The sequence below is a fragment of the Variovorax sp. P4_B10 genome, from assembly GCF_056402375.1.
In genome coordinates this window covers 1-26,537 of the sequence record NZ_JBFUHN010000029.1, presented here as the reverse complement: position 1 = coordinate 26,537, position 26,537 = coordinate 1, and the positions used below count along the sequence as shown (strand labels likewise).

The 26,537-nt window shown below is 66.9% G+C and carries 25 protein-coding genes; 13 read left to right on the top strand and 12 right to left on the bottom strand.

Features of this window, described 5'->3' with window-relative positions; translation table 11 throughout:
- Positions 1-73: 73 nt before the first annotated feature.
- The gene (locus AC1DXX_RS15265; RefSeq protein ID WP_478135045.1) at positions 74-1,771 is read left to right on the top strand and encodes a tannase/feruloyl esterase family alpha/beta hydrolase; all 1,698 of its coding nucleotides are present in this window, start codon (positions 74-76) and stop codon (positions 1,769-1,771) included.
- 7 nt (positions 1,772-1,778) lie between these two features.
- Here the strand turns inward: AC1DXX_RS15265 and AC1DXX_RS15260 are convergent, their stop codons facing one another.
- From AC1DXX_RS15260 to AC1DXX_RS15250, 3 genes are all read right to left on the bottom strand, one after another.
- Complete coding sequence (locus AC1DXX_RS15260; RefSeq protein ID WP_478135044.1) at positions 1,779-2,519, bottom strand: DsbA family protein; 741 nt, start codon at positions 2,517-2,519, stop codon at positions 1,779-1,781.
- Positions 2,507-3,406, bottom strand: a complete 900-nt coding sequence (locus tag AC1DXX_RS15255) for an MBL fold metallo-hydrolase (RefSeq protein WP_478135085.1) — start codon at positions 3,404-3,406, stop codon at positions 2,507-2,509. Before AC1DXX_RS15255 ends, AC1DXX_RS15260 begins: the two co-directional genes overlap by 13 nt.
- Positions 3,407-3,527: 121 nt before the next feature.
- Positions 3,528-4,445, bottom strand: coding sequence for a LysR family transcriptional regulator (locus tag AC1DXX_RS15250; protein WP_478135043.1), 918 nt, complete (start codon positions 4,443-4,445; stop codon positions 3,528-3,530).
- A gap of 98 nt (positions 4,446-4,543) precedes the next feature.
- Between AC1DXX_RS15250 and AC1DXX_RS15245 the strand changes: the two genes are divergently transcribed.
- From AC1DXX_RS15245 to AC1DXX_RS15235, 3 genes are read left to right on the top strand one after another with little or no spacing between them, the layout of a single operon-like run.
- Positions 4,544-5,491, top strand: a complete 948-nt coding sequence (locus tag AC1DXX_RS15245; protein ID WP_478135042.1) for a hydroxymethylglutaryl-CoA lyase — start codon at positions 4,544-4,546, stop codon at positions 5,489-5,491.
- Complete coding sequence (locus AC1DXX_RS15240; RefSeq protein WP_478135041.1) at positions 5,488-6,696, top strand: CaiB/BaiF CoA transferase family protein; 1,209 nt, start codon at positions 5,488-5,490, stop codon at positions 6,694-6,696. The genes AC1DXX_RS15245 and AC1DXX_RS15240 overlap by 4 nt, the downstream gene beginning before the upstream one ends.
- 40 nt (positions 6,697-6,736) lie before the next feature.
- Positions 6,737-7,723: a tripartite tricarboxylate transporter substrate binding protein gene (locus AC1DXX_RS15235; RefSeq protein WP_478135040.1), complete on the top strand. Its 987-nt coding sequence runs from the start codon at positions 6,737-6,739 to the stop codon at positions 7,721-7,723.
- Positions 7,724-7,735: 12 nt separating this feature from the next.
- On the opposite strand, the gene sugE is transcribed toward AC1DXX_RS15235, so the two are convergent.
- The 4 genes from sugE to rpoD form a co-directional block, all read right to left on the bottom strand.
- The gene (gene sugE / locus AC1DXX_RS15230) at positions 7,736-8,056 is read right to left on the bottom strand and encodes a quaternary ammonium compound efflux SMR transporter SugE (RefSeq protein WP_478135039.1); all 321 of its coding nucleotides are present in this window, start codon (positions 8,054-8,056) and stop codon (positions 7,736-7,738) included.
- Positions 8,057-8,080: 24 nt separating this feature from the next.
- Positions 8,081-9,211 carry an HPP family protein gene (locus AC1DXX_RS15225; protein ID WP_478135038.1) on the bottom strand — a complete coding sequence of 377 codons (1,131 nt, stop codon included), beginning with the start codon at positions 9,209-9,211 and terminating at the stop codon, positions 8,081-8,083.
- Between the two features lie 13 nt (positions 9,212-9,224).
- The gene (locus tag AC1DXX_RS15220) at positions 9,225-10,460 is read right to left on the bottom strand and encodes a multidrug effflux MFS transporter (protein ID WP_478135037.1); all 1,236 of its coding nucleotides are present in this window, start codon (positions 10,458-10,460) and stop codon (positions 9,225-9,227) included.
- 90 nt (positions 10,461-10,550) lie between these two features.
- Positions 10,551-12,818 (bottom strand): RNA polymerase sigma factor RpoD, encoded by a 2,268-nt coding sequence (rpoD, locus tag AC1DXX_RS15215; RefSeq protein ID WP_478135036.1) that lies wholly within the window; start codon positions 12,816-12,818, stop codon positions 10,551-10,553.
- Here rpoD and AC1DXX_RS15210 point away from each other — a divergent pair.
- A complete protein-coding gene (locus AC1DXX_RS15210; protein ID WP_478135088.1) occupies positions 12,748-13,122 on the top strand; it encodes a hypothetical protein in 375 nt (124 codons plus the stop codon). The genes rpoD and AC1DXX_RS15210 overlap by 71 nt on opposite strands.
- A gap of 82 nt (positions 13,123-13,204) precedes the next feature.
- Here AC1DXX_RS15210 and dnaG read toward each other — a convergent pair whose 3' ends face one another.
- Positions 13,205-15,199, bottom strand: coding sequence for a DNA primase (gene dnaG, locus AC1DXX_RS15205; protein ID WP_478135035.1), 1,995 nt, complete (start codon positions 15,197-15,199; stop codon positions 13,205-13,207).
- An 85-nt stretch (positions 15,200-15,284) separates the two neighbouring features.
- Between dnaG and AC1DXX_RS15200 the strand changes: the two genes are divergently transcribed.
- Positions 15,285-16,226, top strand: coding sequence for a YihY/virulence factor BrkB family protein (locus AC1DXX_RS15200; RefSeq protein WP_478135034.1), 942 nt, complete (start codon positions 15,285-15,287; stop codon positions 16,224-16,226).
- Here AC1DXX_RS15200 and AC1DXX_RS15195 read toward each other — a convergent pair.
- On the bottom strand, positions 16,174-16,932 hold the full coding sequence (locus AC1DXX_RS15195) for a 3-hydroxyacyl-CoA dehydrogenase (protein WP_478135033.1): 759 nt from the start codon (positions 16,930-16,932) through the stop codon (positions 16,174-16,176). The genes AC1DXX_RS15200 and AC1DXX_RS15195 overlap by 53 nt on opposite strands.
- A gap of 119 nt (positions 16,933-17,051) precedes the next feature.
- A complete protein-coding gene (locus AC1DXX_RS15190; RefSeq protein WP_478135084.1) occupies positions 17,052-17,603 on the bottom strand; it encodes a phasin family protein in 552 nt (183 codons plus the stop codon).
- A 171-nt stretch (positions 17,604-17,774) separates the two neighbouring features.
- On the opposite strand from AC1DXX_RS15190, the gene AC1DXX_RS15185 reads away from it, so the two are divergent.
- Positions 17,775-18,710, top strand: coding sequence for a histone deacetylase family protein (locus AC1DXX_RS15185; RefSeq protein WP_478135032.1), 936 nt, complete (start codon positions 17,775-17,777; stop codon positions 18,708-18,710).
- On the top strand, positions 18,707-19,150 hold the full coding sequence (locus tag AC1DXX_RS15180; RefSeq protein ID WP_478135031.1) for an acyl-CoA thioesterase: 444 nt from the start codon (positions 18,707-18,709) through the stop codon (positions 19,148-19,150). Before AC1DXX_RS15185 ends, AC1DXX_RS15180 begins: the two co-directional genes overlap by 4 nt.
- Before the next feature lie 66 nt (positions 19,151-19,216).
- Here AC1DXX_RS15180 and AC1DXX_RS15175 read toward each other — a convergent pair whose 3' ends face one another.
- Both AC1DXX_RS15175 and AC1DXX_RS15170 read right to left on the bottom strand, forming a co-directional pair.
- Complete coding sequence (locus AC1DXX_RS15175; protein ID WP_478135030.1) at positions 19,217-19,624, bottom strand: hypothetical protein; 408 nt, start codon at positions 19,622-19,624, stop codon at positions 19,217-19,219.
- 58 nt (positions 19,625-19,682) lie between these two features.
- Positions 19,683-19,916: a CsbD family protein gene (locus AC1DXX_RS15170; RefSeq protein ID WP_478135029.1), complete on the bottom strand. Its 234-nt coding sequence runs from the start codon at positions 19,914-19,916 to the stop codon at positions 19,683-19,685.
- A 175-nt stretch (positions 19,917-20,091) separates the two neighbouring features.
- Here AC1DXX_RS15170 and pncB point away from each other — a divergent pair, with 175 nt between their 5' ends.
- Genes pncB through AC1DXX_RS15145 form a run of 5 tightly spaced genes read left to right on the top strand, consistent with a single transcriptional unit; the run spans position 20,092 to position 26,275 of the window.
- Positions 20,092-21,303, top strand: a complete 1,212-nt coding sequence (gene pncB / locus AC1DXX_RS15165; RefSeq protein WP_478135028.1) for a nicotinate phosphoribosyltransferase — start codon at positions 20,092-20,094, stop codon at positions 21,301-21,303.
- Between the two features lie 38 nt (positions 21,304-21,341).
- Positions 21,342-22,715, top strand: a complete 1,374-nt coding sequence (locus AC1DXX_RS15160) for a sodium:proton antiporter (protein ID WP_478135027.1) — start codon at positions 21,342-21,344, stop codon at positions 22,713-22,715.
- 11 nt (positions 22,716-22,726) lie between these two features.
- Positions 22,727-23,713, top strand: coding sequence for a 2-hydroxyacid dehydrogenase (locus tag AC1DXX_RS15155; RefSeq protein WP_478135026.1), 987 nt, complete (start codon positions 22,727-22,729; stop codon positions 23,711-23,713).
- A gap of 46 nt (positions 23,714-23,759) precedes the next feature.
- Positions 23,760-25,115 (top strand): DNA recombination protein RmuC, encoded by a 1,356-nt coding sequence (locus AC1DXX_RS15150; RefSeq protein ID WP_478135025.1) that lies wholly within the window; start codon positions 23,760-23,762, stop codon positions 25,113-25,115.
- Positions 25,112-26,275 carry an MFS transporter gene (locus AC1DXX_RS15145; protein ID WP_478135024.1) on the top strand — a complete coding sequence of 388 codons (1,164 nt, stop codon included), beginning with the start codon at positions 25,112-25,114 and terminating at the stop codon, positions 26,273-26,275. The genes AC1DXX_RS15150 and AC1DXX_RS15145 overlap by 4 nt, the downstream gene beginning before the upstream one ends.
- Positions 26,276-26,537: the final 262 nt, after the last annotated feature.

Genomic DNA, 26,537 nt, shown 5'->3' with positions numbered 1-26,537 from the left:
TCATGCGTCACGATGTGGGCAGCGCCCGGTGTAGCAATCGGCCCCTGACGACAAAACCACAAGGAGACAAAAAATGGCGTTCCCGAAGACTTTGTTTTGCGGGAGCGCCATGCTGGCCTCCGCCGCACTGCTCGCCGCTTGCGGCACCACCGGCCCGAAGAGCCTCGGCCTCGGCCCCGATCCGGCGGCGGCCTGCGCGGCCCTCGTCGCGCCGGTCGCACCCGCTGCGATCGGCCTGCCGAGCGGGGCGGCGACCATCGACTCCGCGACCCTCGCGCCTGCCGTCGCGCTCGCCGTGGCCGAGCGCGGCCCCAGCCCCGCGTCGCGCATCACGCCGGCGACGCCCGCGCATTGCAAGGTGCTCGGCCGCATCGCGCCGCTCGACGCCAGTGCGCCCCCGATCCTGTTCCAGGTCAACCTGCCGCTCGCATGGAACGGGCGCAGCGTGCAGTACGGCGGCGGCGGTTTCAACGGCACGCTGATCACCGGCCTCGCGCTCGTGCCGGCGGCTCGCTTCGAGTTGCCGACGCCGCTGGCGCAAGGCTACGTGACCTATGGCACCGATTCCGGCCACCAGAACGTGGCGGGCCAGCCGCCGCAGGCCTTTGCGCTCAACGACGAGGCGCTGACGAATTTCGCCCATGCCTCGTACAAGAAGGTGCGCGACGTGGCGGTGGCGCTGATGCAGCGCGCCTACGGCCAGGCGCCGCAGAAGCTCTACTTCATGGGCAGCTCGGAGGGTGGGCGCGAGGCGCTCACGATGGCGCAGCGCTATCCGCAGGACTTCGACGGCATCTTCAGCCGCGTGCCCGTCATCAACTGGACGGGTCTGCAGCACGCGGGCACGCGCAACGGCATCGCGACCTTCGGCGAAGGCTGGCTGCGGCCCGCGCAGGTGCAACTGGTACACAACGCGGTGCTCGCGTCGTGCGACGCGGCGGACGGCGTGGCCGATCGCATCGTGTCGAACCCGGTGGCCTGCCTGCAGCGCTTCGATCCGGCCAGCCTGCGCTGCGCGGCGGGCACGAGCGGCGACAACTGCCTCAACGATGCACAGGTGCAGGCGGTGCGCACGCTGCGCTCGCCGTGGCGCTCACCGGTGCCGCTGGCCAACGGCGTCACCGAGTACCCGGGCTGGGGCATCGGCGGCGAGGCGACGCCGGCCTTTGCGTCGACGGGCGGCTGGAACGCCTGGTGGACGGGCACCGCCGCGCCGACCGTGCCGCCGCAGCCGAGCAACGGCATCGCGTGGTTCTATGGCAGCGGTGCGTTGCAGTACTTCTATGCACGCAATCCATCCATTGACGTGCGCAACTACCGCGCGGAGGACTTCGCGGCGCGCATCGCCACCGTGTCGCAGCTGATGGATTCGACCAACCCCGACCTGAGCGCCTTCAACGCACGCGGCGGCAAGCTGCTGATGCTGGAGCACATGGCCGACTACGCGCAGAGCCCGTTCGCGGGCATCCGTTACTACGAGTCGGTGGTCGCACGCATGGGCCGCGACAACGTGGACCGCTTCATGCGCCTCTACACCGCGCCCGGTGTCGACCATGTGGGCAGCGGTGCACCGGCCAATGTCGACATGCTGGGCGCCTTGGCCGACTGGGTCGAGCGCGGCCGCGCACCGGCCGGCCTTCAGCTGGTGGAGCAGGAGGTGCAGCCGCCATTCAAGGTCACCCGCGGGCGCCCGTTGTGCGAGTGGCCGCTGTGGCCGCGCTACGCGGGCGGCGATGCGTCACAGGCGGCCAGCTTCCAGTGCAGCAGGTAGTGCAAGCCTAGATCGCGCAGCCGTCGGGGCCGCACCCCGCGGGCGCTGCATCGGCGCCTGTCGCTGCAGCGGGCTGCGGCGCTGCGGCCAACGCGCCGAGCCGGGCCTTCCATTCGTCCGCTCGGCCCAGCCAGGGGCCGATGTCGATGCGGCTTGCAGGGCCATCGGCGGGCGTCAGGACGAAGGTCGGGAAGCCCTGGCCGCCCGCGCGTTGCAGCAGTTGGCGGCTCGCGGCGATGTGCTGCGAGGTCGCTTCGCCGGACAGCCGAACGAAGGCCGACTTGAAAGCCTCGGCATCGAAGCCGAGGTCGATCGCCAGCGCGGTGAGCACATCCGCATCGGCAATGCGTCGGCCTTCGACATAGTGCGCCTGCTGCACGCGGTGCGCCATGTCCAGCCCGCCGCCTGCCCGCAGCGCTTCGGCTGCGAGGATCGCCGTGGTTGGCGGTTCGGAGTCCATCGTCGCGCCGCTGTCGCGCAGCAGTCCTTCGAGGTAGCGTTCGCCAAAAGGCTGGCCGGTGAGTTCGGCAATGCGCAGGTCGTGCGGCCTGACGTACTCCCGCCATTGCGGGGTGATCGGGCGCCGGTTGGCCCCGGTCATCATGCCGCCGCCGTGGAATTCGACCTTGAGGCCCGGCACACCGCGTGCCGCTTCGACCAACGGCGCGACCGCGTAGCACCAGCCGCACATCGGATCGAAGATGTAGTGCAGCGTGGCGGTGCTGCCGTCGTTGTTCACTGCGGCCATTTCATTTCTCCCTTGATGACCTTGGCGCTCAGTTCGAGCGACGAGGTGTCTTCCAGCTTCGGGTAGCGCTTCTTCATCGCGGTGATGAGTGCGGCCGAGTCCTTGGCTTTCTTCGCTTCGGTCTCGAAGGCCTGCAGGTAGCCGCGCGTGAACTTCACCGAAGCGAGCGTATAGGGCATGCTGCCATCCGCATTCGGCAGGTAGTGGCCGGGCACCACGGTCTTGGGGTGCAGGGCCTCGATGCGGCCGAGCGTCTTGATCCAGTCGCGGCGAGAGGCGGGCGTTTGCGTGTCGGCCACCCACACATGGATGTTGGCCGAGACCGGGATGCCGCCGACCACGGTCTTGATCGAGGGAATCCACGCAAAGCTGCGTTCGGGCGTGGGGCTGTCGAGGCCGACGATCTGGATCTTGCGGCCTTCGAGCTCGAGGCTGTCGCCGGCGAGCGGCTGGGGCACGACCACCGCCTTGGGGGCGTTGTCCTTCAGGATCGGACCCCAATGGGCGAGCTTGCCGTCTTTCGAGGCCTGGATTGCGGCCACCGTTTGCGGCGTGGCGACGATCTTCGCGTCGGGGAAGGCGGCCTGGATCACGTCGAGGCCGAAGTAGTAGTCGGGGTCGCTGTGGCTGATGTAGACCGTGGTCAGCTTCTTGCCGCTGGCCTTGATCTTCTGCACCAGCGCCTCGGCGTCGTTGCGCTGGAACTGCGCGTCGATCAGCACGGCGTCGGTCTGGCCGGTGATGAGCCCGGACGACACCGGGAACATCGACTTCGTGCCGGGGTTGTAAACATCGAGCTTGAGCGGCTCGGCGGCATGGGCGGCCAGCGGCGCGAGGGCCAGTGTGGCGGAAAGGGCGGCAGCGGAAATCAGGGCTCGGCGGAACATGTCGGTGGTCTTTCGGTCGGTGGATGGGCGCATGACAGCGTGGACAGGTCGAATGTTAGGTTGCGCGAATCGAAACAAAAACCACCGTCACCGCAATGGATAGTTTCCATTTCCGGTCGAATCAAGCGGCTTTTGGCGCGTCCGTGGCGCGCCGTTGGAGGTGTGCGACCAGCAGCTGCGCAGAAGGCGACAGCGCTGCCTCGTCCCGGAAGCAGATCGCGAAACGCCGGTGAGCCCAGGTGTCGGTCAGCGGCATCAGGTGAAGGCCGAAGGCTTCCGCAAAGGGCCGCGCCACTTCCACGGGCACCACGCTGATCGCGAGCCCGGCCCGCACCACGCGCAGGGCGGCGTCGAAGTTGGACACCAGCACGCGGTACACCAGCGGCTTGCCGGCGACGGCCGCCTCGCGCGCCAACATCAGCTGCACCGCGCTCAGCGCGGGCATGCCGACGAATTCGTGGTCGAGCACCTCTTCGAAGCGCACCTGGGTGTGGCGTGCCACGGGGTGTGTGGGGTGCGCGACGATCGCGAGATGGTCGGATCGGTAGTCGCGCCGCTCCAGGCCGTCGAGGTCGGCGGCGTCCCAGCACAGGCCGATGGAGGCGCTGCCCTCGCGGATGCCGCGCACGATCTCGGGGCTGACGCGCTCTTCCATGTCGACCCGGATGTTGCGGTGCGCGGGGTTCTGCAGGAAATCCGCCACGTCCTCGGCCAGCGATTCGGCCATGACGGAGGCGGAGGCCAGGATGCGCACATGCCCGCGGGCGCCGCCGGCGTAGGCGGCCATGTCGCGCTCGATGCGGTGGGCGCTGCCGAGCATGGCGCGGGCGTGCTCCAGCAGCGTCTCGCCGGCCGGCGTGGGCACCACGCCGCGGCGCTTGCGCAGCAGCAGCGGTGTGCCGACGGTGTCTTCGAGCTGGGCCAGGCGCTTGCTGATGGCCGAGCCGACGATGCTGGCCTGCTCCCCGGCCCGCGCGATGCTGCGGGTTTCGCAGACGGAGACGAAAAGCCGCAGCGTGGTCAGGTCGAGGTCTCTCATGGTATTCCGTATTGGAAGCAAATGGCTTCCAAAATATACCTTCTGGATCGAATCGGAACTTCTAATATCCACGCCGTACCTCACGACGGAGACAAGTCTTGATTCACGCCTTCCTGCCGCCACGCGCGGTTGTCCGCGAAGTGGGGCTGCGCGACGGCCTCCAGAGCATCGCGAGAACCCTGCCCACCGCACACAAGCTCGAATGGATCCGCGGCGCGCACGCGGCCGGGCAACGCGAGATCGAGGTCGGCTCCTTCGTGCCGGCACGCCTGCTGCCCCAACTGGCCGACACGGCCGAGCTGCTGGCGCATGCGAAGACGCTGCCGGGGCTTTTCGCTTCGGTGCTGGTGCCCAACCTGCGGGGCGCGGAACTGGCCATTGCAGGCGAGGCCGACCTGATGATGGTGCCGCTTTCGGCCAGCCATGCGCACAGCCTCGCCAACCTGCGCAAGACGCCCGACGAGGTGGTGGCCGAGGTCGCCCGCATCCGCGCCGCGCGCGACGCGGCGGGCTCGAAGACCTTGATCGACGGCGGCGTGGGCACCGCCTTCGGTTGCACGCTCCAGGGCCATGTGGCGCCCGACGAGGTGCTGCGCCTGATGCAGGCGCTGCTCGACGCGGGCGCCGACCGCGTGAGCCTGGCGGACACCGTGGGCTACGCCGATCCCGCGATGGTTCGAAGCCTGTTTGAGCGGGCGCTGCGCATCGCGGGCGACCGCCTCTGGTGCGGCCATTTCCACGACACGCGCGGCCTCGGGCTCGCGAATGTCTATGCGGCGCTGGAGGTCGGCATCACGCGCTTCGACGCCTGCCTGGCCGGCATCGGCGGCTGCCCGCACGCGCCCGGTGCCAGCGGCAATGTCGACACCGAAGACCTGGTCTTCATGCTCGAGAGCATGGGCGTTGCGACTGGCGTCGACCTGCCGAAGCTGCTCGACCTGCGCCAGCGCGTGGCAGGTTGGCTCGACGGCGAGACGCTGCAGGGCACGGTGTGGCGCGCGGGCTTCCCGAAGACCTTCGTGCCGACGGCCGGGGTGGCCGCATGAGCACGACGGCGGCTGAAGAAAAGCGCCTGCCGCTCGCGGGCATCCGCGTGGTCGAGTTCACGCACATGGTCATGGGCCCGACCTGCGGCATGGTGCTGGCCGACCTGGGCGCGGAGGTCATCAAGGTCGAGCCGATCGACGGCGACCGCACCCGGCACCTGCTGGGCGCGGGCGCGGGCTTCTTCCCGATGTTCAACCGCAACAAGAAGAGCATCGCGCTCGACCTGCGCCACCGCCAAGGGCTGGAGGCCGCATTGCGCCTGTGCGCCACCGCCGACGTGGTGGCGCAGAACTTCAGGCCCGGCACGATGGACAAGTACGGCCTCGGCTACGCCGCGCTCGGCAAGCTCAATCCGCGCCTGGTCTACGTGAACCACACGGGCTTCCTGCCCGGCCCGTACGAGCATCGCACCGCGCTCGACGAGGTGGTGCAGATGATGGGCGGGCTGGCCTACATGACGGGCCGCCCGGGCGATCCGCTGCGCGCCGGCAGCAGCGTGAACGACATCATGGGCGGCATGTTCGGGGCCATCGGCGCGATCGCCGCGCTGATGCAGCGCGCCGAAACGGGCAAGGGGCAGGAGGTGCAGTCCGCACTGTTCGAGAACAACGTGTTCCTGGTCGGCCAGCACATGCTGCAGTACGCGATCACGGGCCAGGCCGCGGCGCCGATGCCCGAGCGCATTTCGGCCTGGGCGCTCTACGACGTCTTCACCGTGAAGGACGATGAGCAGATCTTCCTGGCTGCGGTGAGCGACGCCCAGTGGGTCGTCTTCTGCGACGCGCTGGGCTTCGACGACCTGAAGGCCGACGCCGCGCTGCGCACCAACAACGACAGGGTCCGCATGCGGCCCACGTTGCTGGYGGACTTGCGGCAGCGGCTCGCCGACCGCTCGGCCGCCGAGCTGTCGGCGATCTTCGAGGCGCGCGGCCTGCCGTTTGCGCCCATCACGCGGCCGGAAGACCTCTACGACGACCCGCACCTGAAGGCCACGGGCGGCCTTGCCGACATCCGCCTGCCCGACGGCGAGCGCGCCGGGCAGATGGCGCAGACGACCCTGTTCCCGATCACGCTCGACGGCGAGCGCCTGGGCGTGCGCCTGCATCCGCCCACGCTCGGCGAGCACACGCGCGAACTGCTGGCCGAACTGGGTTATGCCGACGCACAGGTGGATGCGATGCATGCCGACGCGGCCGTGAGCTGAGGCCAACGAATCTTCAAAACCATAAAGAGAGACAAGACCCATGACCACGAACCTTCTTCCGATCACTCGCCGCACGGTGCTGGGCTTCGGCGCCAGCGCCGCCGCACTGGCCGCCTGCCCCGCGCTGGCGCAGGGCTCCGACAAACCCATCCGCTTCATCCTGCCGATCAGCGCCGGCTCGGGCGTCGACAACATCGTGCGCGCCGCCTCGGTTGCGCTCGGCAAGGCCTTCGGCCAGCCCGTGGTGATCGAGAACATGCCGGGCGCGGGCGGCATCACCGGCACGGCCGCCATCGTCAAGGCCGCGCCCGACGGGCTCACGCTCGGCATGGTGTCGAACAACCACGTCATCAACCCGAGCGTGTTCAAGAAGATGCCCTTCGATGCGATCAACGACATCACACCGATCAGCGTGGTGGGCGCGACGCCGCTGGTGTTGCTGGTGAACCCGAAGCTGCCTGCGAAGAACGTGAAGGAACTGGTGGCGCTGCTGCGCGCCAAGCCCGAGGGCTACAACTACGCATCGTCGGGCAACGGCACCATCATCCACCTGGCCGGTGAGATGTTCATGGACGAGGCCGGCGTGAAGGCGCGGCACATTCCCTACAAGGGCACGGGGCCGATGGTGACCGACATGATGGCGGGCCAGGTCGAGATCGGCGTGGTCGCGCTGCCCGCGGTGCAGCAGCACATCAAGAGCGGCGCGTTGCGCGCCATCGGCATTTGCGGGCCGGCACGCTCGCAGGCCGCGCCCGACATTCCGACCATTGCGGAGCAGGGGCTGCCGAACTACAGCGTCGAAGGCTGGTTTGCTGTGATCGGGCCGCCGAAGATGCAGGCCGCCGACATCCAGCGCGTGCACGATGCCGTGGTCGCGGCCTTCTCGAGCGCCGAGGTGCGCGAGGCGATGGACAAGCAGGGCAACATCGTCAAGCCCACGTCGCCGGAACAGGCCGCGAGCTACTTCCGCAGCGAGGCCGCGCGCTACGCCGCACTGGTGAAGAAGGCGAACGTGGTGGTGGAGTGATGCACGCCGGGCTCAGGCCGCGCTCGTGAGCTTGAGCCCGAGGATGCCCGCGACGACCAGGCCGACGCAGGCCAGTCGTGCCGCGTTGGCGGGTTCCTGAAACAGCACGATGCCGAGCACCACCGTGCCGACGGCGCCGATGCCGGTCCACACCGCGTAGGCCGTGCCCACGGGCAGCGAGCGCATCGCCCAGCCCAGCAGCACCACGCTGAGCACCATCGAGATGACCGTGCCGACCGAGGGCCAGAACCTGGTAAATCCTTCGGTGTACTTGAGGCCGATGGCCCAGCCCATTTCGAGCAGACCCGCCACGAACAACATGATCCATGCCATGCGCGCTCCTTGGAAAAAGGGGTTTCAGTTCTCCGGCCGTACGGCACGGTAGAGGGCGCGCACGAAATCCGACTGGGTGATCATGCCGGTGAGGCGCTTCTCACTGTCGATGATGGGGATATGGTGGTGGCCGCCTTCGGAGAAGAGCGGCACCAGGTCGACGACCGGGCGCTCGGCGCTGGCCACGCGCACCTGGCGCGTCATGATCTGGCCGACTACCTCGGGCTTGTTCGACACCACGGTGCGGGTGGCGCGAATCAGGTCGCGCAGCCGGCCGGCAATGCCTTCGTGATGCTGCAGGTCGAGCTGGCGGAAGAAGTCGGCCTGCGTGACGATGCCGACCACGCGGCGCGTGCGGTCCGTGACCGGCAGCGCCTTGATGCGGTGTTCGTGCATCAGCGCCCAGGCCTCCTGCAGCGGCGTGCCGAATTCCACCGATACCGGCTCGCGCGACATGATGTCGGCGCAATGCAGCGTGCCGAGGCGCCGCTTGTACGACTCGAGTTCGGTCTGCTGGATCAGCGACTCGAGATCGTCGCGGCTGATGTCGAGCACCTGGTTGTAGCGGGCCAGCACCGCATCGATGTCGGCCTGGCTGAAGCGGTCGTCGGGCGAGGGCGGGCGCGCCACCTGCACATGCGGATAGCGGCGGCCCGTGAGCGAGTTGTAGGCGACGCCGGCCAGCACCAGCAGCACCGAGTTCGTGAGGGCGGGGAACAGGGCCGACGAGAAATGCGTGGTGTGGGTGAGCACGGCCAGCAGCGCCGCCGCGCCGCCGGGCGGATGCAGGCAGCGCGCCGTGAACATGAGGCCGATGGCGGCGGCCACCGCGACGGCGGCCGCCAGGGCGGTGTCGGGGATCCAGTTCGCGCAGGCGATGCCGACCAGTGCCGACAGCGTGTTGCCGCCGACGACCGACCAGGGCTGGGCAAGCGGGCTCGAGGGCACGGCGAACACCAGCACGGCCGTGGCGCCCAGCGGCGCGATCAGCCAGACGGCGCTCTCCAGCGGGCCGGCCAGCCAGCGGCACAACAGGGCGGTGATCAGCAGCCCGATGGCCGCGCCGCCCACGGCGCGCAGGCGCTCGCGTGCATCGACGGTGGTGCGGCCCGGCAGCCAGGCGCGGGCGTAGGCCAGGAGCGTTGAGCGTTGCATCGAGCCGCTCCCCTCAGCCTTCGTTGGCGACCCTGCGGCCGATGTCGGGCCAGCGGCCGTGCAGCCAGACCCAGGCGACCAGGCCGATGGCGAGCATCAGCGTGGAGGTGACCGCGAGCGCCAGCGTGGAATGCATCACCAGCGGTGCGATCGCACCGGCCACCAGGCCGTTGGCGGTCGAGCCGATCACGGCCTGCAGCGACGAGGCCATGCCGCGGCGCTCGGGATGCAGGTCGAGCACCAGCAGCGTGACCACGGGCACCATCAGCGCCCAGCCGAAGGCGAACACCGCGAGCGGCCACAGCGCCCACGCCACGTGCGCATCGAAGAAGAAGTTGGCCGCCACGTTGACCACCGAGGTGACCAGCATGATCAGGAAGCCGTCGCGGATCTGCCGCTTGGGCGTCACCTTGCCGGCCATGCGGCCGCTGGCGCGCGCGCCGAGCATGATGCCGCCGATGGTCAGCAGGAAGAACCAGAAGAACTGCTGGGGCTGCAGGGCCAGGTGGTCGCCGAGGAAGGCGGGTGCGGCCAGCACGTAGAGGAACATGCCGTTGAAGGGCACGCCGCTCGCAAGCGCAAGCAGCAGGAAGCGAGGGTCGGAGCACAGGTCCCAGTAGCCGCGCATCAGGTGCCGCACGTGGAAGGACTGGCGGTGCGAGGCATGCAGCGTCTCGGGCAGCAGCTTGTAGTTGGCGACGAACAGCACCACGCCCACGGCCACGAGGAACCAGAACACCGCATGCCAGCCCGCATGCACGAACAGGAAGCCGCCGATGATCGGCGCGATGGCCGGGGCCACCCCGAAGTAGATCGTGACCTGGCTCATCACCCGCTGCGCCTCGGCCGGCGGGAACATGTCGCGGATCACCGCGCGCGAGACCACGATGCCCGCACCGGTCGAGAGGCCCTGCAGCCCGCGGAACAGCACGAGCTGCGTGATGTTCTGCGACAGCGCGCAGCCCAGCGAGGCGATGGTGAACACCGCGAGTCCCCACAGCACCACGGGCCGGCGGCCGAAGCTGTCCGACAGCGCGCCGTGGAACAGGTTCATGAACGCGAAGCCGAACAGGTAGGCCGAAAGCGTCTGCTGCATTTCGGCCGGCGTGGCGCCGATGGAACGCGCGATGCCCGAGAAGGCCGGAATGTAGGTGTCGATGGAAAAGGGCCCGAGCATGCCCAGCACGGCGAGCAGCACGGCCAGCGCCCAGCGCGGGGCCTGCCAGAGCTTGTCTGCATCGGGATTCATGAGGTTTGCTCCATTCTTCTTGTCGTGAAGGCCAAAAAAGAAAGCGCCCTTGCGGGCGCCTCCTCGTCGGGGAAATACCGGGAGACCGGCTTAGAGCGTATCAATAAAGCTGCGCAGCTTGTCGGAACGGCTCGGGTGCTTGAGCTTGCGCAGCGCCTTCGCTTCGATCTGGCGGATGCGCTCGCGGGTCACGTCGAACTGCTTGCCGACTTCTTCCAGTGTGTGGTCCGTGCTCATCTCGATGCCGAAGCGCATGCGCAGCACCTTGGCTTCGCGCGGCGTGAGCGAGTCGAGGATGTCCTTGACCACGTCGCGCAGGCCCGCCTGCATCGCGGCTTCGATGGGCGCCGTGTTGCTGCTGTCCTCGATGAAGTCGCCCAGGTGCGAATCGTCGTCGTCGCCGATGGGGGTTTCCATCGAGATCGGCTCCTTCGCAATCTTCATGATCTTGCGGATCTTGTCTTCCGGGATCTCCATCTTCGCGGCCAGGATGCCGGCGTCGGGCTCGAAGCCGAACTCCTGCAGATGCTGGCGCGAGATGCGGTTCATCTTGTTGATCGTCTCGATCATGTGCACCGGGATGCGGATGGTGCGCGCCTGGTCGGCGATCGAGCGGGTGATGGCCTGGCGGATCCACCACGTGGCGTAGGTCGAGAACTTGTAGCCGCGACGGTATTCGAACTTGTCCACCGCCTTCATCAGGCCGATGTTGCCTTCCTGGATCAAATCGAGGAACTGCAGGCCGCGGTTGGTGTACTTCTTGGCGATGGAAATCACGAGGCGCAGGTTGGCCTCGATCATTTCCTTCTTGGCGTCGCGCGAAGACGATTCGCCTTCGTTCATGCGCTTGTTGATGTCCTTGAGCTGGGTCAGCGGCACCACCACGCGCGACTGGATGTCGGTGAGGCGTTGCTGCAGTTCCTGCACCGGCGGAATGTTGCGCGCGAGCACGGCGCTCCAGGGCTTGCCGGCAGCGGCCTGCTTCTCGACCCACTTGAGGTTCAGCAGGTTCGAGGCGATGCGGTTGCCGTTCTTGTCGTAGCCGCTGAAGTCGCGAATGAACTCGTCCTGCGGGAAGCCGCACTTGTCCACGATGATGCGACGCAGCTCGCGTTCCTTCTTGCGCACGTCGTCGACCTGCGTGCGCACCAAGTCGCACAGCTTCTCGATGGTCTTGGCCGTGAAGCGGATGGTCATCAGCTCATCGGACACGGCCTGCTGGGCCTTGGCGTACGCCGGCGTGCCGTAGCCTTCCTTCTCGTAGATCTTGTGGATTTTCTCGAACATGGAGGCGATGCGGTCGAAGCGATCGAGCGCTTCACGCTTGAGTTCCTCGAGCTTCTTGGTGAGCGCCTTGGAGCCGCCCTTGCCGTCGTCGTCGTCTTCTTCGTCGAATTCGTCGAAGTCTTCTTCGGCCACGTAGTCGTCGGCCTCGTTGGGGTTCGAGAAGCCGTCGACGATGGTCGAGATGACGACCTTGCCTTCACGAATCGTTGCGGCCATTTCGAGGATCGCGGCGATGGTGGCGGGGGAGGCCGAAATGGCTTCCATCATGGCCATCAGGCCGCCTTCGATGCGCTTGGCGATTTCGATCTCGCCTTCGCGGGTCAGCAGCTCGACCGTGCCCATTTCGCGCATGTACATGCGGACCGGGTCGGTGGTGCGGCCGAATTCGCTGTCCACCGTGGAGAGCGCGGCTTCGGCTTCTTCCTCGGCTTCTTCCACCGTGGTGGCGGTGGGGGCAGTGTTGTTCAGCAGCAGGGTTTCGGCATCGGGCGTTTGCTCGTACACCGCCACGCCCATGTCGTTGAGCATGGTGACCACGACTTCCATGGTCTCGGCGTCGACCAGCTTGTCGGGCAGGTGGTCGGAGATTTCGCCGTGCGTGAGGTAGCCGCGGGTCTTGCCGAGCGTGATCAGGGTCTTCAGGCGCGAGCGGCGCTTGGCCAGGTCTTCTTCGGAGAGCACGGTCTCGTCGAGGCCGAACTCCTTCATCAAGGCGCGTTCCTTCGCCTTGCTGATCTTCATGCGCAGGGGCTTGACCTTCTCTTCGGTGGTCGTCGCAGCCGCCGGCTCTTCGCCGGCCAGGTCGTCCTCGATGTCCGACAGGTCGATGTCGCTCTCGGCGGCTTCATTGCCGGCCTTGGGCTTGCGGCCGCGCTTGGCGCCGGTGGCAGGTGCGGCGGCACCGGCAGCCTTGGGCGGGCGGCCGACTTTCTTGGCAGCGGGGGCGGCGGCAACCGTCTTGGCGGCGGCTTTCTTGGGATCGTCGAGGGAGGTCGATTTCGTGGGCACGGTTTTCACTTTCGTTGCGGCTGCCGATTTGGACGCGGCGGCACCCGTCTTAGTTGCCGGCATCGCGCCGGCTTTCAACGGTTTTTCTGCGACAGGCTTTTTGGCGACGCTTTTGGCGAGTGAAATAGCAGGCTTCTTTGAACTGGGCATACGACCTCGTTACGACAAGAATGAACAAGCGGAAATCACAGGCGCACTGCCATTCGGGCAGCGCCACCACAGCCCGCGCACAGGCACGGACATAAAACAATTGGGAAAGAGGAACGAGTTCCTCAGCAGGCAAGATGTCGGGCGAACATTTGGTGTGCAGTCCTTGCGGTTATTGACCCTTTCCGCCGGAATTTACCGTTGGAGTGCGTTGCGCTAGGGGTCGGCCCGGAGGTGCTGCTGTCGCTCTTGCCTAATTTCGCCAGTTGCGAAGCCTTACATTATAGCGCATTGCGTAAATTTCAAGCAGTTTCTGAACCGCGCGGGCTCAGGCGGTTGCGCAATTCCAACCGCCGCGCCTCGAGCGCCTTGTAGCGCTCCAGGGCCTTCGGGTCTTTTCCGACCGAGGCGATGGCCTCGCTCTGCTGGGCCTTGAGGCGGTCGTCCAGCATGAAATCGAGCACGCTGGAGAGCTCCATGGCGGCATCGGCAAGGTGCTGCTCCTCTTCGCCCTCCGCCACCGGGGCGTTGTCGGCGACGTTCATGAGCCGCTCGGCCAGTGCCTCGAAATCCAGCCCCCGCATGCCTTCGCGCAGCGCAGCCCATGGCTGCACGCCGTGCTCGTGCAACTGGCTGTCGAGCCAGGTGAAGAGCGCGCCGTGCGGGCCGGGCAGCTCGCACAGCAAGAGGTGGAGTTCGTGCGAGAGCGCATCCCACTGCGCCATGTTCGACAGCAGCAGCCGCACCGCCACATCGGGCCGGCTCGGGGGCTTGCCCCGTCCACGCAATGGCTCGATCGGCGCCTCGTACTTGCCGCCCCAGCGCTTGCCTTTGACGAACTTGCCCCGCGGTTTGCTATCGTTTTCGTAGCGAGGCGCCTCGTATTCCATGGGGGGCGGCATGTCCGGATAGCCGCCGTCGTCGCCCCCCGGTTCGCTGTAGCGCGGCGCGGGCGGCGCCGCGGCCTTGCGCGGGCCGGGGGTGGCGGCCCAGAGTTCCGAGAGCGCCGGCGCATCGAGCTGCACCAGCGTGGCGATCTCGCTGAGCAGCTGCCGCTTGAGGGCGCCGTCCGGCATGGCGCTCCAGAGCGGGCGCACGTTGCTGGTCATGTGGGCGCGGCCTTCGGCGGTGGTCAGGTCGCAGCCTTCGCGGGCGGCCTCGAGCATGAAGCGCGACAGCGGCGTCGCCTCGGTCACGAAGCGGGCGAAGGCCTCGGCGCCGAATTCGCGGATGAAGCTGTCGGGGTCGTGCTCGGCCGGCAGGAACAGGAACTTGATGCTGCGCACGTCGGTGGCATAGGGCAGGGCGCCGTCGAGCGCCTTGCGCGCGGCGCGGCGGCCGGCGGCATCGCCGTCGAAGCTGAACACCACCGATTCGGTGAAGCGGAAGAGCTTTTGCACATGCTCGGTCGTGCAGGCGGTGCCGAGGGTGGCCACCGCATTCGGAAAACCGAGCTGGGCGAGGGCGACCACGTCCATGTAGCCCTCGGTCACCAGGGCGTAGCCGCGGTCGCGGAAGGCGGCGCGGGCTTCATAAAGGCCGTAGAGCTCGCGGCCCTTGCTGAACACCGGCGTTTCGGGCGAATTCAGGTACTTGGGCTTTTCGTCGCCGAGCACGCGCCCGCCGAAGCCGATGCATTCGCCCTTGACGTTGCGGATGGGGAACATCACGCGGTCGCGGAAGCGGTCGTAGCGCTTGGCTTCGCTGTCGCTGAGCTGGCCTTCCTCGTTGTTGACGATCACCAGCCCGCTCTCGGCGAGCAGCGGGTCGTCGTAGTCGGGAAAGACGCCGGCCAGCGAGCGCCAGCCGGCGGGCGCATAGCCGATGCCGAATTGCCTGGCCACTTCGCCGGAAACGCCCCGGCCCTTGAGGTATTCGATGGCCCCGGGCGCCTGCCRCAGCGCCTTGCGATAGGCCTCGCCGGCCTTTTCGAGCACGTCGGTCAGCGTGGCCTGCTTCTGGCGCTGGGTGGCCGCGCGGGCGCGTTCGGCGGGCGAAGCGTCGTCCTCGGGCACCTGCAGGCCGTACTGGCCGGCAAGGTCGTGCACCGCTTCGACGAAGCCCATGCCCGCGTGCTCCATCAGGAAGCCGATCGCGTTGCCATGCACCCCGCAGCCGAAGCAGTGATAGAACTGCTTGGTCGGACTGACGGAAAAAGAGGGAGATTTCTCGCCGTGGAAGGGGCAAAGCCCCATGAAATTGGCGCCGGCCTTCTTGAGCTGCACATAGCGGCCGACGATTTCGACCACATCGGCACGCGCGATGAGTTCCTGGATGAATGAAGCGGGGATGGTCATGTAGGCGAAGAGCGGCAAATCATACGCAAGCGGCCGCATGCCCGCGGCCGGACGGCATACTGAATGTGATACGGATTCCCACCGCATGACGACGCCCAACCCATTGCAACACGCCGCGCCGCTGCTGCGCCATCCCCTGAGATTCATCTGGGACGCGCTCAAGGCCTTTCGCGCCAACCAGGGCCTGCTGCTTGCGGGCGCGGTGGCCTATTACGCGCTGCTGTCCATCGTGCCGCTGCTGATCGTGAGCGTGATCGCGCTGTCGCATGTCATCGAGCAGGCCGAACTGCTGCGCACCATCGGGCGGTACCTCGAATGGCTGCTGCCGGGGCAGTCGAAGGCCATCGTGACGGAGCTGTCGAGCTTTCTCGACCACCGCGACGTGATGGGGCCGGTGCTGCTGGTGACGATGATCTTCTTCAGCTCGCTCGCCTTCAGCATTCTCGAGAGTGCGATGGCGGTGATCTTTCATCACCGCAAGGCGGATCACAAGCGCCACTTCCTGGTCTCGGCCGTCATGCCCTACGTCTACATCCTGTGCCTGTGCGTGGGGCTGCTGCTGGTGACGCTGGTATCGGGCGCATTGCAACTGGTCGGACAGGAAAGCGTCGACCTGCTGGGCCGCAGCTGGTCGCTGTCGGGTGTTTCGGGCCTGCTGCTCTACCTGCTGGGGCTGGGCGGCGAGATCTTCATGCTGACCTCGCTCTACCTCGTGATGCCGGCGGGCCGGATGTCGCTGCGCCACGCGCTGCTGGGCGGCGTGACCGCCGCACTGCTGTGGGAGGCCACGCGGCGCGTGCTGATCTGGTACTTCTCGACCCTGTCGCAGGTCAACGTGGTCTACGGCTCGCTCACCACGGCGATCGTGGTGCTGCTGAGCCTGGAGATCGCCGCCACGCTCGTGCTGCTGGGTGCCCAGGTGATCGCCCAGTACGAGCGGCTGGACCGCACCGGCAGCACGGCGGTGCCGCCGCTCACCGGGGCGGAAGTCGAATCGCTCCGTCGAGACGAATCACCTCCCCGTTGAGCATGTCGTTTTCGATGATGTGCTTGGCGAGCTTGGCGTAGTCCTCGGGCGTGCCCAGGCGCGAGGGGAAGGGCACGCTGGCGGCCAGCGCGTCCTGCACTTCCTGCGGCATGCCGAAGAGCATGGGCGTGCCGAAGATGCCGGGGGCGATGGTCATGTTGCGGATGCCGTTGCGTGCCAGGTCGCGCGCGATCGGCAAGGTCATGCCGACCACGCCGCCCTTCGAGGCGCTGTAGGCGGCCTGGCCGATCTGGCCGTCGTAGGCGGCGACCGAAGCGGTCGAGATCAGCACGCCGCGCTCGCCGGTGGCCTCGGGCTCGTTCTTGCTCATCGCGTCGGCCGCGAGGCGGATCATGTTGAAGCTGCCGATCAGGTTGACCGTGACCGTCTTGCTGAATACGGCGAGTGCGTGGGGGCCGTTCTTGCCGACCGTCTTCTCGGCCGGCGCAATGCCGGCGCAGTTGACCAGGCCCACCAGCTTGCCGAGCTTCGTGGCTGCGGCAACGACGGCCTGGCCATCGGCCTCCTGGCTCACGTCGCACTTGACGAACACGCCGCCGATGTCACGCGCGACGGCCTCGCCCTTGTCGGCCTGCATGTCGGCGATCACCACCTTGCCGCCGTTCGCCGCCAGCATGCGCGCCGCGCCTTCGCCGAGGCCCGAAGCGCCCCCGGTCACGATAAAAACCTTGCCGTCGATTTGCATGAAGAGTCTCCTGAAATGAGACCGGCATTATCGAAGACGAAAAAAAGGCCTCGTCCGAAGACGAGGCCCTGAATTGGATCCGTGAGGACCCAAGGAGACAACTGGTGGTGGTCGAAAGCTTAGCGCTTGCGCGAAGCCGTCGCGGTCTTCGCAGCGGCGACGGCTTGCGTCGACACGGCGTTGAAGTTGGCTTCGGCGACGTCGGAAGCCTGCTTGACAGCCTTCTGGACCGATTCGAAAGCGTTGTTGGCGGCAGCCACGGCGCTCTTCAGCACGGCAACGGCGGTTTCCGAGCCGGCGGGTGCGTTCTTGGAAGCGCTGTCGACCAGGCCGACGAAGGCTTGCTGGGCTTCAGCGGCCTTGGCTTCGAAAGCCTTGGAGAACTCGGCGCCGGTGCCTTGGGCGATGTCATACAGATGACGGCTGTAGGCGGCGGTCTTTTCGGCCAGGGGCTGGAACAGGCTGGCTTGCAGCGTCAGCAGCTCTTGTGCGTCCTTGACGTTCAGGGCGGCTTGAGCGGTGCCGGCGGCTTCAGCCAGGGCGGCCTTGGAAGCGGTGACGTTCAGCTCGACGAGCTTCTCGACGCCTTCGAAAGCCTTGGTGGTCAGGCCGAACAGGGTTTCGAGGTTTGCTTTTTGGGCGGCGAGGATTTGGTCAGCGGTCAGGGCCATTTGGGATCTCCAGAAGGGATGGTTGAGCGGTCGGTTCACGTTGCGCTGCCTCGTCATTCATGTTGCGGTGCAGCATGGCCTCAAGTATAGGCAGCTGAGTTTTACGATCAAGGGGTTTTTGCTGCTATGCAGCAATCTAGAGGCCGCCTTCTAAATCGGGCCCATCGCAGAATGCGGGGCATGCGCGCCTTCTATTCCGGCCAGTTCGTGCTGCCCCTGCCGCCGGGGCATCGCTTTCCCATGTCGCGCTACGCCTTGCTGCGCGACCGCCTGCTGGAGCACCTGCCGGCCGTCGAGATGGACCAGGCCCCGCGCGCCAGCGACGGCGAGCTGGCGCTGGCCCACACGCCGCAGTGGATCGCCGCCATCAGCGACGGCAGCGTGAGCCCGCAGGCGATGCGCGAGATCGGCTTTCCCTGGAGCGAGGCCATGGTCGAGCGGTCGCGCCGTTCCACCGGTGCGACCATTGCGGCCTGCCGGGCCGCCTTCGCCTGCGGCGTGGCGGCCAACATGGCCGGCGGCACGCACCACGCCCATGCCGACAAGGGCGGCGGCTTCTGCGTCTTCAACGATGCGGCGGTGGCGGCCCGGCTGATGCAGGCGGAGCACGGACGAAGCGGGCGCCAGCTCAAGGTCGCGGTGATCGATCTCGACGTGCACCAGGGCAACGGCACGGCCAGCATCTTCCGCAACGACCCGAGCGTCTTCACGCTCTCGCTGCATGGCCAGAAGAATTTCCCGTTCCGCAAGGAGGCCAGCGACCTCGACGTGGAACTGCCCGACGGCTGCGGCGACGCCGACTACCTCACCGCCCTGGAGCACGCCCTCGACGAGCTCGACCGCCGCTTCTCGCCCGGTCTCGTGATCTACCTCGCAGGGGCCGATCCCTTCGAGCGCGACCGGCTCGGCCGCCTCAAGCTCAGCTTCGACGGGCTCGAGGCGCGCGACAGGCGCGTGTTCGACTGGACCTGGCAGCGCCGCATCCCGACGGCCTTTGCCATGGCCGGCGGCTATGCCAGCGACATCGCCGAGACCGTGCAGGTGCAGCTCGGCACCTTCAGGGTCGCCTTCGACTACTGGCGCCGCTGGCAAAATGCCGCGCGATGAGCTCCGCCACCAAACCCACGCCGCATTCCCGCGGCAGCTACCGTGCGTTTCGCAGCATCCCGACGCGCTGGGCCGACAACGACATGTACGGCCACGTCAACAACGTCGTCTACTACAGCTGGTTCGACACCGCGGTGAACGCGCTGCTCATCGAGCGTGGCGCACTCGACATCCACGCGGGCCAGACCATCGGCTTCGTGGTCGAGACGCAGTGCAACTACTTCGCGCCGATCGCGTTCCCCGAGACGGTGGAGGCGGGCATCCGGGTGGCCCAGGCGGGGCGTTCGAGCGTGCGCTATGAAATCGCGCTGTTTGCCGAGGGCTCGGACACGGCCGCCGCCCAGGGCCACTTCGTGCACGTCTACGTGGACCGTGCAACCCAGCGGCCGGTGCCGTTGCCCGAGGCGCTGCAGCGCGTGGTCGATGCGCTGAAAGCCTGACCCACGAAAAACGGCGCCCGAGGGCGCCGTTGTCCTTTGTCGTGCGGCCGATCGGGCCGCGATGCCTTACATGGTCTTCTTCATGGCCTTGATATCGGCCTTGCCCTGGGCTTCGTCGGCCTTGGCCTGCTTCACGCAGGCGGCCTTGGCGTCGCCCTTCTGGTCGTCGCACTTTTCCTTCGCGACTTCGTAGGTGGCCTTCACCTTCTCTTCAGCCACCTTGCGGGCGTGGCCGTCGCTCGGCTGGTAAGCCTGTTCCAACTCGGCCTTGGCCACGTCTTCCTTGCCCTTGGCTTCCTTCTGGCAGACGTCCTTGGCGTTGTCCTTCATCGTGTCGCACTGGGCCTTGGCGACCTTGTACTCGGCCTCGATCTTTTCCTTGGCGACCTTGTACTCGTCCTTGGTCATCGCACCGGCCTGGGTGGCGACGAAACAGGTGGAGGCGAGGGCGAGCATGAGCAGATGTCTTTTCATTGGAGTTTTCCTTCGAGGTGGATGATGAGATGGCGGGTGCGCGGCAGCCGGCCCTGCGTCAATACTTTTCGAACCAGAGCGCGTCGGGCGAGCGGCCGTCGCGCGATTCCCAGTCCTTGACCTGCTTTTCGGCTTCTTCGCGGCTGATGCCGTGGCGTTCCTGGATGCGGCCGAGCAACTGGTCGCGCTTGCCGGCGATGACGTCGAAGTCGTCGTCGGTCAGCTTGCCCCATTGCTCCTTGACCTTGCCCTTGAGCTGTTTCCAGTTGCCTTCGATGGTGTCCTTGTTCATGCGAATCTCCTTGAAAGGTTGATTCGGCGGCCTGTATCGCCGCCGTGAATCAATGTCCCGCGAGGCATTCACCCTGCCGGTAGGACGTACTGTCCAGCCCCCGTAGGCAGAGGCCGACGCAGCCCGTGATAATCGAACGGCCGCCGAAAGTTTGAGACACCGCGCACCGACGACCATGATCATTCACAGCCTGCTCGACACCGACCTCTACAAGTTCACGATGATGCAGGTCGTTCTGCATCACTTCCCGGGCGCCCGGGTCGAGTACCGGTTCAAGTGCCGCAACCCCGGCATCGACCTGGCGCAGTTCGCGGGCCAGATCCGCGACGAGGTGCGCAGCCTGTGCTCGCTGCAGTTCCGCGATGCCGAACTCGCCTACCTGCGGTCGATGCGTTTCATCAAGAGCGATTTCGTCGACTTCCTCGGGCTCTTCCGGCTCAACGAGAAGTACATCAACATCATTCCGCAGTCCTCGGGCGAGCTCGAGATCCGCATCCAGGGGCCGTGGCTGCACACCATCCTGTTCGAGATCCCGGTGCTGGCGATCGTCAACGAGGTCTATTTCCGCAACACGCAGAAAAAACCCGACTTCGTGGAAGGACGCCGCCGGCTCGAGACCAAGATCGCCCAGCTGCAGGACGCCGGCCTGGCCGACCTCAAGATCGCCGACTACGGCACGCGCCGCCGCTTCTCCAAGGACTGGCACGAAGAGGTCCTGCGCACCCTGAACATGCGGCTGGGCGCCGTCACGCCGCCACCGGTGCACACGAAGCCCGGCGACCGGCTGCCCCAGCTCGCGGGCACCAGCAATGTGCTGTACGCCATGAAACTAGGCCTGATCCCGCTGGGCACCATGGCGCACGAATACCTGCAGGCCTGCCAGGCGCTCGGGCCCCGGCTGCGCGACAGCCAGATCTTCGGCTTCGAGAGCTGGGCGCGCGAATACCGCGGCGACCTCGGCATCGCGCTGTCCGATGTGTACGGCATGAGCGCCTTCCTGCGCGACTTCGACCTGTATTTCTGCAAGCTGTTCGACGGCGCCCGCCACGACAGCGGCGATCCGTTCCAGTGGGGCGAGCGCATGCTGGCCCACTATGTCGCGAACCGCGTCGATCCGCTCACCAAGACGCTGATCTTCAGCGACGGCCTCACGGTGCCGCGCACCATCGAGCTCTACCAGCAGTTCCGCGGCCGCTGCCAGCTGGCCTTCGGCATCGGCACCAACCTCACCAACGACCTCGGCTACGAGCCGTTGCAGATCGTCATCAAGATGATCCACTGCAACGGGCAGCCGGTGGCCAAGCTGTCGGACACGCCGTCCAAGAACATGTGCGAGGACGAAAAATACCTGGCCTACCTGCGCCAGGTGTTCGAGATCGAGGCATGAGGCGCCCCCCAGTTGCTGGAAGAGGCCTTGTCTTTTTGATGCTGTTGGTGCCGGGGCTTGCAGTGGCCGCCGATCTCGACGGCGCCCGGCTCTCGCCGCTCTGGGGCGTGCCGTTCGCCGGCATCCTGCTGTCGATCGCGCTGCTGCCGCTTGCCACGCCGTCCTTCTGGCATCACCACTACGGCAAGATTTCCGCCGCCTGGGCGCTGGCTTTCCTGCTGCCCTTTGCCGCGACCTACGGCGCGGGATTGGCGGGCGCGCAGCTCGTGCATGCGCTGGTGGCCGAGTACATCCCGTTCATCATCCTGTTGACCGCGCTCTTCACGGTGGCGGGTGGCATCCATATTCGCGGCAACCTGCATGGCGCGCCCGGCCTCAACACGGCGATCCTCGCGATCGGCGCGGTGCTCGCGAGCTTCATGGGAACCACGGGCGCCTCGATGCTGCTGATCCGGCCGCTGATCCGCGCCAACGACAACCGCGTCCACCGGGTGCATGTGATCGTGTTCTTCATCTTCATCGTCTCGAACGTGGGCGGCGCGCTCACGCCGCTGGGCGACCCGCCGCTGTTCCTCGGGTTCCTCAAGGGCGTGAGCTTCTTCTGGACCGCGCAGAACATCCTGCCCGAAACGCTCTTCATCCTCGCCGTGCTGCTGGCGCTGTTCTATGTCATCGACCGCCACTACTACCGCAAGGAAGGCGTGCTGCCGGTCGATCCGACGCCCGACACGCAGCGCATCGGCTTCGACGGTGCCGCCAATTTCTGGCTGCTCGGGGGCGTTGTCGCGCTGGTGCTGCTCAGCGGCTTCTGGAAATCGCCGGTGGCGTTCGACGTGTTCGGCACCGAAGTCGGCCTGCCGGGCCTGGTGCGCGATGTGGGGCTGGCGTTGATCGCCGTGGTTTCATACAAGCTCACATCGCCCAGGGTGCACGCCGACAACCAGTTCGAATGGGGCCCGATGGCCGAAGTGGCCAAGCTGTTCGCGGGCATCTTCCTGACCATCATTCCGGTGATCGCGATGCTGAAGGCCGGCACGCAGGGGCCGTTCGGCGCCGTCGTGTCGGCCGTGACGCGCGCCGACGGCCAGCCCGATCCGGCAATGTATTTCTGGGCCACCGGCGTGCTGAGCTCGTTCCTCGACAATGCGCCGACCTACCTGGTGTTCTTCAACACTGCAGGCGGCGATCCGGCCGCGCTGATGACCACCTACGCGACCACGCTCGCCGCCATCTCGGCCGGCGCCGTCTTCATGGGCGCCAACACCTACATCGGCAACGCGCCCAACCTCATGGTCAAGGCCATTGCCGAGAGCCGCGGCGTGCCCATGCCGAGCTTCTTCGGCTACATGGCGTGGTCCGTGGCCATCCTGGTTCCGTTGTTCGTCCTCTCTACCTTCATCTTCTTTCGCTGAGCACAAACATCATGAGCAAGCCCAAGATCCTGGTCGCACGCGCGATCTTTCCCGAAACCATCGAACGCCTGTCGCAGCATTTCGAGGTCGAGTCGAATCCCTCCGACGAGACCTGGAGCAAAGAGCAGCTCATCGCCAGGCTGAAAGGCAAGCAGGGCGCCTTCACCACCGGCAGCGAGCGCATCGATGCCACGGTGCTCGACGCCTGCCCCGACCTGAAGATCTGCGCCAACATGGCCGTGGGCTACAACAACTTCGACGTCGATGCGATGGCCGCGCACGGCGTGCTCGGCACCAACGCGCCCGACGTGCTGACCGAGACCACGGCCGACTTCGGCTTCGCGCTGCTGATGGCCACGGCGCGCCGCATCACCGAAAGCGAACACTTCCTGCGCGCGGGCAAGTGGGAAAAGTGGAGCTACGACATGTTCGCGGGCTCCGACATCCATGGCGCCACGCTCGGCATCATCGGCATGGGCCGCATCGGGCAGGGCATTGCCAAGCGCGGTGCGCACGGCTTCGGCATGAAGGTGATCTATCACAACCGCTCGCGCCTCGATGCAACGCTCGAAGCCGAATGCAAGGCCAGCTACGCGAGCAAGGAAGAGCTGCTCAAGACGGCCGACCACGTGGTGCTGGTGGTGCCTTACTCGCCGGCTTCGCACCACACCATCGGCGCCGCCGAAATCGCACTGATGAAGCCGACCGCCACGCTGGTGAACATCGCGCGCGGCGGCATCGTCGACGACGCGGCGCTGGCCGCGGCGCTGCGCGAGAAGCGCATCGCTGCGGCGGGCCTCGACGTGTTCGAAGGCGAGCCCAAGGTCCACCCCGACCTCCTGACCGTGCCCAACGTGGTGCTGACGCCGCACATCGCGAGCGCGACCGTGCCCACGCGCCGCGCCATGGCCGACCTCGCGGCCGACAACCTGATCGCCTACTTCGGCGGCAAAGGACCGCTGACGCCCGTCACGCCCGTTCCGCCGGCCGGCAAATAACAACCAACGAGCAGCGACACCGCGCCCGACCTTGGAACTTCCCGAATTGGTTCTCCTTTTGCTGGCTGCGTTCGCAGTCATCCAGATCGTTCTGGTGATCTGGCTGCTCGCGCGCCGGCAGCCCAAGCCCGACCACAGCGACATGCTGGGCGTGCTGGCCACGATGAGTGCCGCCAACGAACGCACCGAGCGCGAACTGCGCCATGAAATCGGCGAAAGCTCGCGCGGTGCGCGGCAGGAAACCGCGCAGGCCTTCGCCACCTTCCAGCAGTCGCTGGTGCAGCAAGGCGCCGAAGCCACGCGCACGCAGAACGCCCAGCTCGATGCTTTCTCGCTGCAGCTCGCCTCCTTGCAGAAGACCCTGGCCGATACGCTCAATACCCAGTTGCAGGGCCTGAGCGAATCGAACGCGCGCCGCCTCGCCGAAGTGCGCACGACCATGGAAACGCAGCTCGCGCAGCTGCAGCAGACCAACACCGCCAAGCTCGACGAGATGCGCAAGACCGTCGACGAGAAGCTGCAGAGCACGCTCGAAGCCCGCCTCGGCGAAAGTTTCAAGCAGGTGGCCGACCGGCTCGAGCAGGTGCACAAGGGCCTCGGCGAAATGCAGACGCTGGCCGTCGGTGTCGGCAGCCTGCAGCGCGTGCTGACCAACGTGAAGACGCGCGGCGTGTTCGGCGAGGTACAGCTCGAGGCGCTGCTCGAGCAGGTGCTCACCGCCGACCAGTACGCCAAGCAGGTCGAGACCAAGCCGCGCAGCGGGCAGCGTGTCGATTTCGCGATCCGCTTCCCGGGCCGGGGCGACGACGGCGCGCCGGTCTGGCTGCCGATCGACGCCAAGTTTCCGCGCGACGACTACGAGCGATTGATCGACGCGCACGAGCGCGCCGATGCAGCCGGCGCCGAACTGGCGGCCAAGGCGCTCGAAGCGCGCATCCGCACCGAGGCCCGGTCGATCGCCGAGAACTACCTCGCGGCGCCGCACACCACCGACTTCGCCATTCTTTTCCTGCCGGTCGAGAGCCTCTACGCCGAGGTGCTGCGTCGGCCTGGCCTGATGGATGCCATCCAGCGCCAGCACCGCGTGACGCTGGCCGGGCCGACCACCTTGCTTGCCATGCTCAACAGCCTGCACATGGGCTTTCGCACGCTGGCGCTGGAGCAGCAGGCCTCGGAGGTCTGGAAGGTGCTGGGCGCGGTCAAGACCGAGTTCGAGCGCTATGGCGAATGGGTCTCGCGCATCAAGGAGCAGGTGGCCAAGGCTTCCGACACGCTCGACAAGGCCGACACGCGCGCCAAGCAGATGCGCCTCGCGCTGCGCAAGGTCGAGGCGCTGCCCGAAGCCCAGTCGCAGGTGCTCCTGCCTCCCACCGCCGACAGCGAGATCGACGACACCCCGTGAAAGGCTCCGAACTGCTGCGCGTGATCGGCGCCCAGGTCTGCCTGCACGCCACCATGGCTGGCATGCGACTCGCAACGCCGCTGCTGGCGCTGCAACAGGGGTACAGCGCAGCGGCCGTCGGCTTGCTGATTGCGCTGTTCGCGCTGACCCAGGTCTTTCTGGCCCTGCCGGCGGGGCGCTTTACCGACCGGCATGGGTTCAAGCGGCCGCTCTGGCTGTCGGTTCTCGCCGCGTCGGCCGGCGCCGGTCTCGCGGTGATCTTCCCGACCTTTCCGGTCATGTGTCTTGCCGCGCTGCTGACGGGGGGCGCGACCGGTGCGACGGTCATCGCGCTGCAGCGGCATGTGGGCCGTTCCGCCACCAACCCCACGCAGCTCAAGCGCGTGTTCAGCTGGCTTGCCATCGCGCCCGCGGTGGCCAATTTCGTTGGGCCTTTCCTGGCCGGCCTGTTGATCGACCATGCCGGGCACGCGCCCGCAGACATGCTGGCGTTCCGCGTCTCTTTCGCGGTGCTGGCGTTCCTGCCTGTCATCTGCTGGATACTCGCGCGCGGCGCGCACGAGCCACCGCGCACCGCGCCTGTCGCAGGGGCTGCGCCGACGCGGGCCTGGGACCTGCTGCGCGAGCCGATGTTCCGCCGCCTGCTGTTCGTGAACTGGCTGCAGTCGTCGAGCTGGGACGTGCATGCCTTCGTGTTGCCCGTGCTGGGGCATGACCGCGGCATCAGCGCTTCGGTGATCGGCTCCATCCTCGGTGCGTTCGCCATCGCGGCCGCCGCGATTCGCGTGGTGCTGCCCATCGTGGCGTCGCGCGCTTCGGAGCGCAGCGTGATCCTGAGCTCGACCATCGTCACCGCCGCGATGTTCGCGATCTACCCGCTGCTCAACTCGGCCTTGGGCATGGGCATGTGCTCCGTGGTCCTCGGCTTTGCGCTGGGCGCGGTGCAGCCGATGGTGATGAGCATGCTCCACCAGATCACGCCGCACGCGCGGCACGGCGAGGCGCTGGGCCTGCGGCTGATGACCATCAACGCCTCGAGCGTGGCGATGCCGATGCTGTTCGGCTCGCTGGGTGCGCTGATCGGCATTGCGGGCGTGTTCTGGGTCGTGGGCGGCGTGCTGGTGCTGGGCGCACGGGCGACTTGGGGCTTGAAGATCTAGGGTGAAATCTTTGCTCTTCGAATCGTCGCGTTGTGGGTCATTCAGGGCGCGATCCCGCCGACGGTGTGCTCTGCTCCGCGAATGTCCCCCGGCGCGGCCTAGGGCCGCAGGCCTCCTCCTTTATTTCGCTGCGCAGAGCACACCATCGGCGTGATCGCTCAGAGCAGCGGTTGATCGGCCAGCACAACGGCCGCGCCTCTCGTGCACAGGGCACCGGGTGCTCCCCACCCCGAATGTACCCCCCTTCGCGCCACCGTTATTT

Bases quoted from the DNA above. Each gene is read 5' to 3' on its own strand.
- AC1DXX_RS15185 (WP_478135032.1), top strand. From the start codon at position 17,775: ATGCGGGGCATGCGCGCCTTCTATTCCGGCCAGTTCGTGCTGCCCCTG.
- AC1DXX_RS15200 (WP_478135034.1), top strand. From the start codon at position 15,285: ATGACGACGCCCAACCCATTGCAACACGCCGCGCCGCTGCTGCGCCAT.
- AC1DXX_RS15255 (WP_478135085.1), bottom strand. From the start codon at position 3,406: ATGTTCCGCCGAGCCCTGATTTCCGCTGCCGCCCTTTCCGCCACACTG.
- AC1DXX_RS15260 (WP_478135044.1), bottom strand. From the start codon at position 2,519: ATGGCCGCAGTGAACAACGACGGCAGCACCGCCACGCTGCACTACATC.
- AC1DXX_RS15195 (WP_478135033.1), bottom strand. From the start codon at position 16,932: ATGCAAATCGACGGCAAGGTTTTTATCGTGACCGGGGGCGCTTCGGGC.
- AC1DXX_RS15235 (WP_478135040.1), top strand. From the start codon at position 6,737: ATGACCACGAACCTTCTTCCGATCACTCGCCGCACGGTGCTGGGCTTC.
- AC1DXX_RS15265 (WP_478135045.1), top strand. From the start codon at position 74: ATGGCGTTCCCGAAGACTTTGTTTTGCGGGAGCGCCATGCTGGCCTCC.
- pncB (WP_478135028.1), top strand. From the start codon at position 20,092: ATGATCATTCACAGCCTGCTCGACACCGACCTCTACAAGTTCACGATG.
- AC1DXX_RS15250 (WP_478135043.1), bottom strand. From the start codon at position 4,445: ATGAGAGACCTCGACCTGACCACGCTGCGGCTTTTCGTCTCCGTCTGC.
- rpoD (WP_478135036.1), bottom strand. From the start codon at position 12,818: ATGCCGGCAACTAAGACGGGTGCCGCCGCGTCCAAATCGGCAGCCGCA.
- AC1DXX_RS15155 (WP_478135026.1), top strand. From the start codon at position 22,727: ATGAGCAAGCCCAAGATCCTGGTCGCACGCGCGATCTTTCCCGAAACC.
- AC1DXX_RS15170 (WP_478135029.1), bottom strand. From the start codon at position 19,916: ATGAACAAGGACACCATCGAAGGCAACTGGAAACAGCTCAAGGGCAAG.
- sugE (WP_478135039.1), bottom strand. From the start codon at position 8,056: ATGGCATGGATCATGTTGTTCGTGGCGGGTCTGCTCGAAATGGGCTGG.
- AC1DXX_RS15180 (WP_478135031.1), top strand. From the start codon at position 18,707: ATGAGCTCCGCCACCAAACCCACGCCGCATTCCCGCGGCAGCTACCGT.
- AC1DXX_RS15225 (WP_478135038.1), bottom strand. From the start codon at position 9,211: ATGCAACGCTCAACGCTCCTGGCCTACGCCCGCGCCTGGCTGCCGGGC.
- AC1DXX_RS15190 (WP_478135084.1), bottom strand. From the start codon at position 17,603: ATGGCCCTGACCGCTGACCAAATCCTCGCCGCCCAAAAAGCAAACCTC.
- AC1DXX_RS15175 (WP_478135030.1), bottom strand. From the start codon at position 19,624: ATGAAAAGACATCTGCTCATGCTCGCCCTCGCCTCCACCTGTTTCGTC.
- AC1DXX_RS15220 (WP_478135037.1), bottom strand. From the start codon at position 10,460: ATGAATCCCGATGCAGACAAGCTCTGGCAGGCCCCGCGCTGGGCGCTG.
- AC1DXX_RS15160 (WP_478135027.1), top strand. From the start codon at position 21,342: ATGCTGTTGGTGCCGGGGCTTGCAGTGGCCGCCGATCTCGACGGCGCC.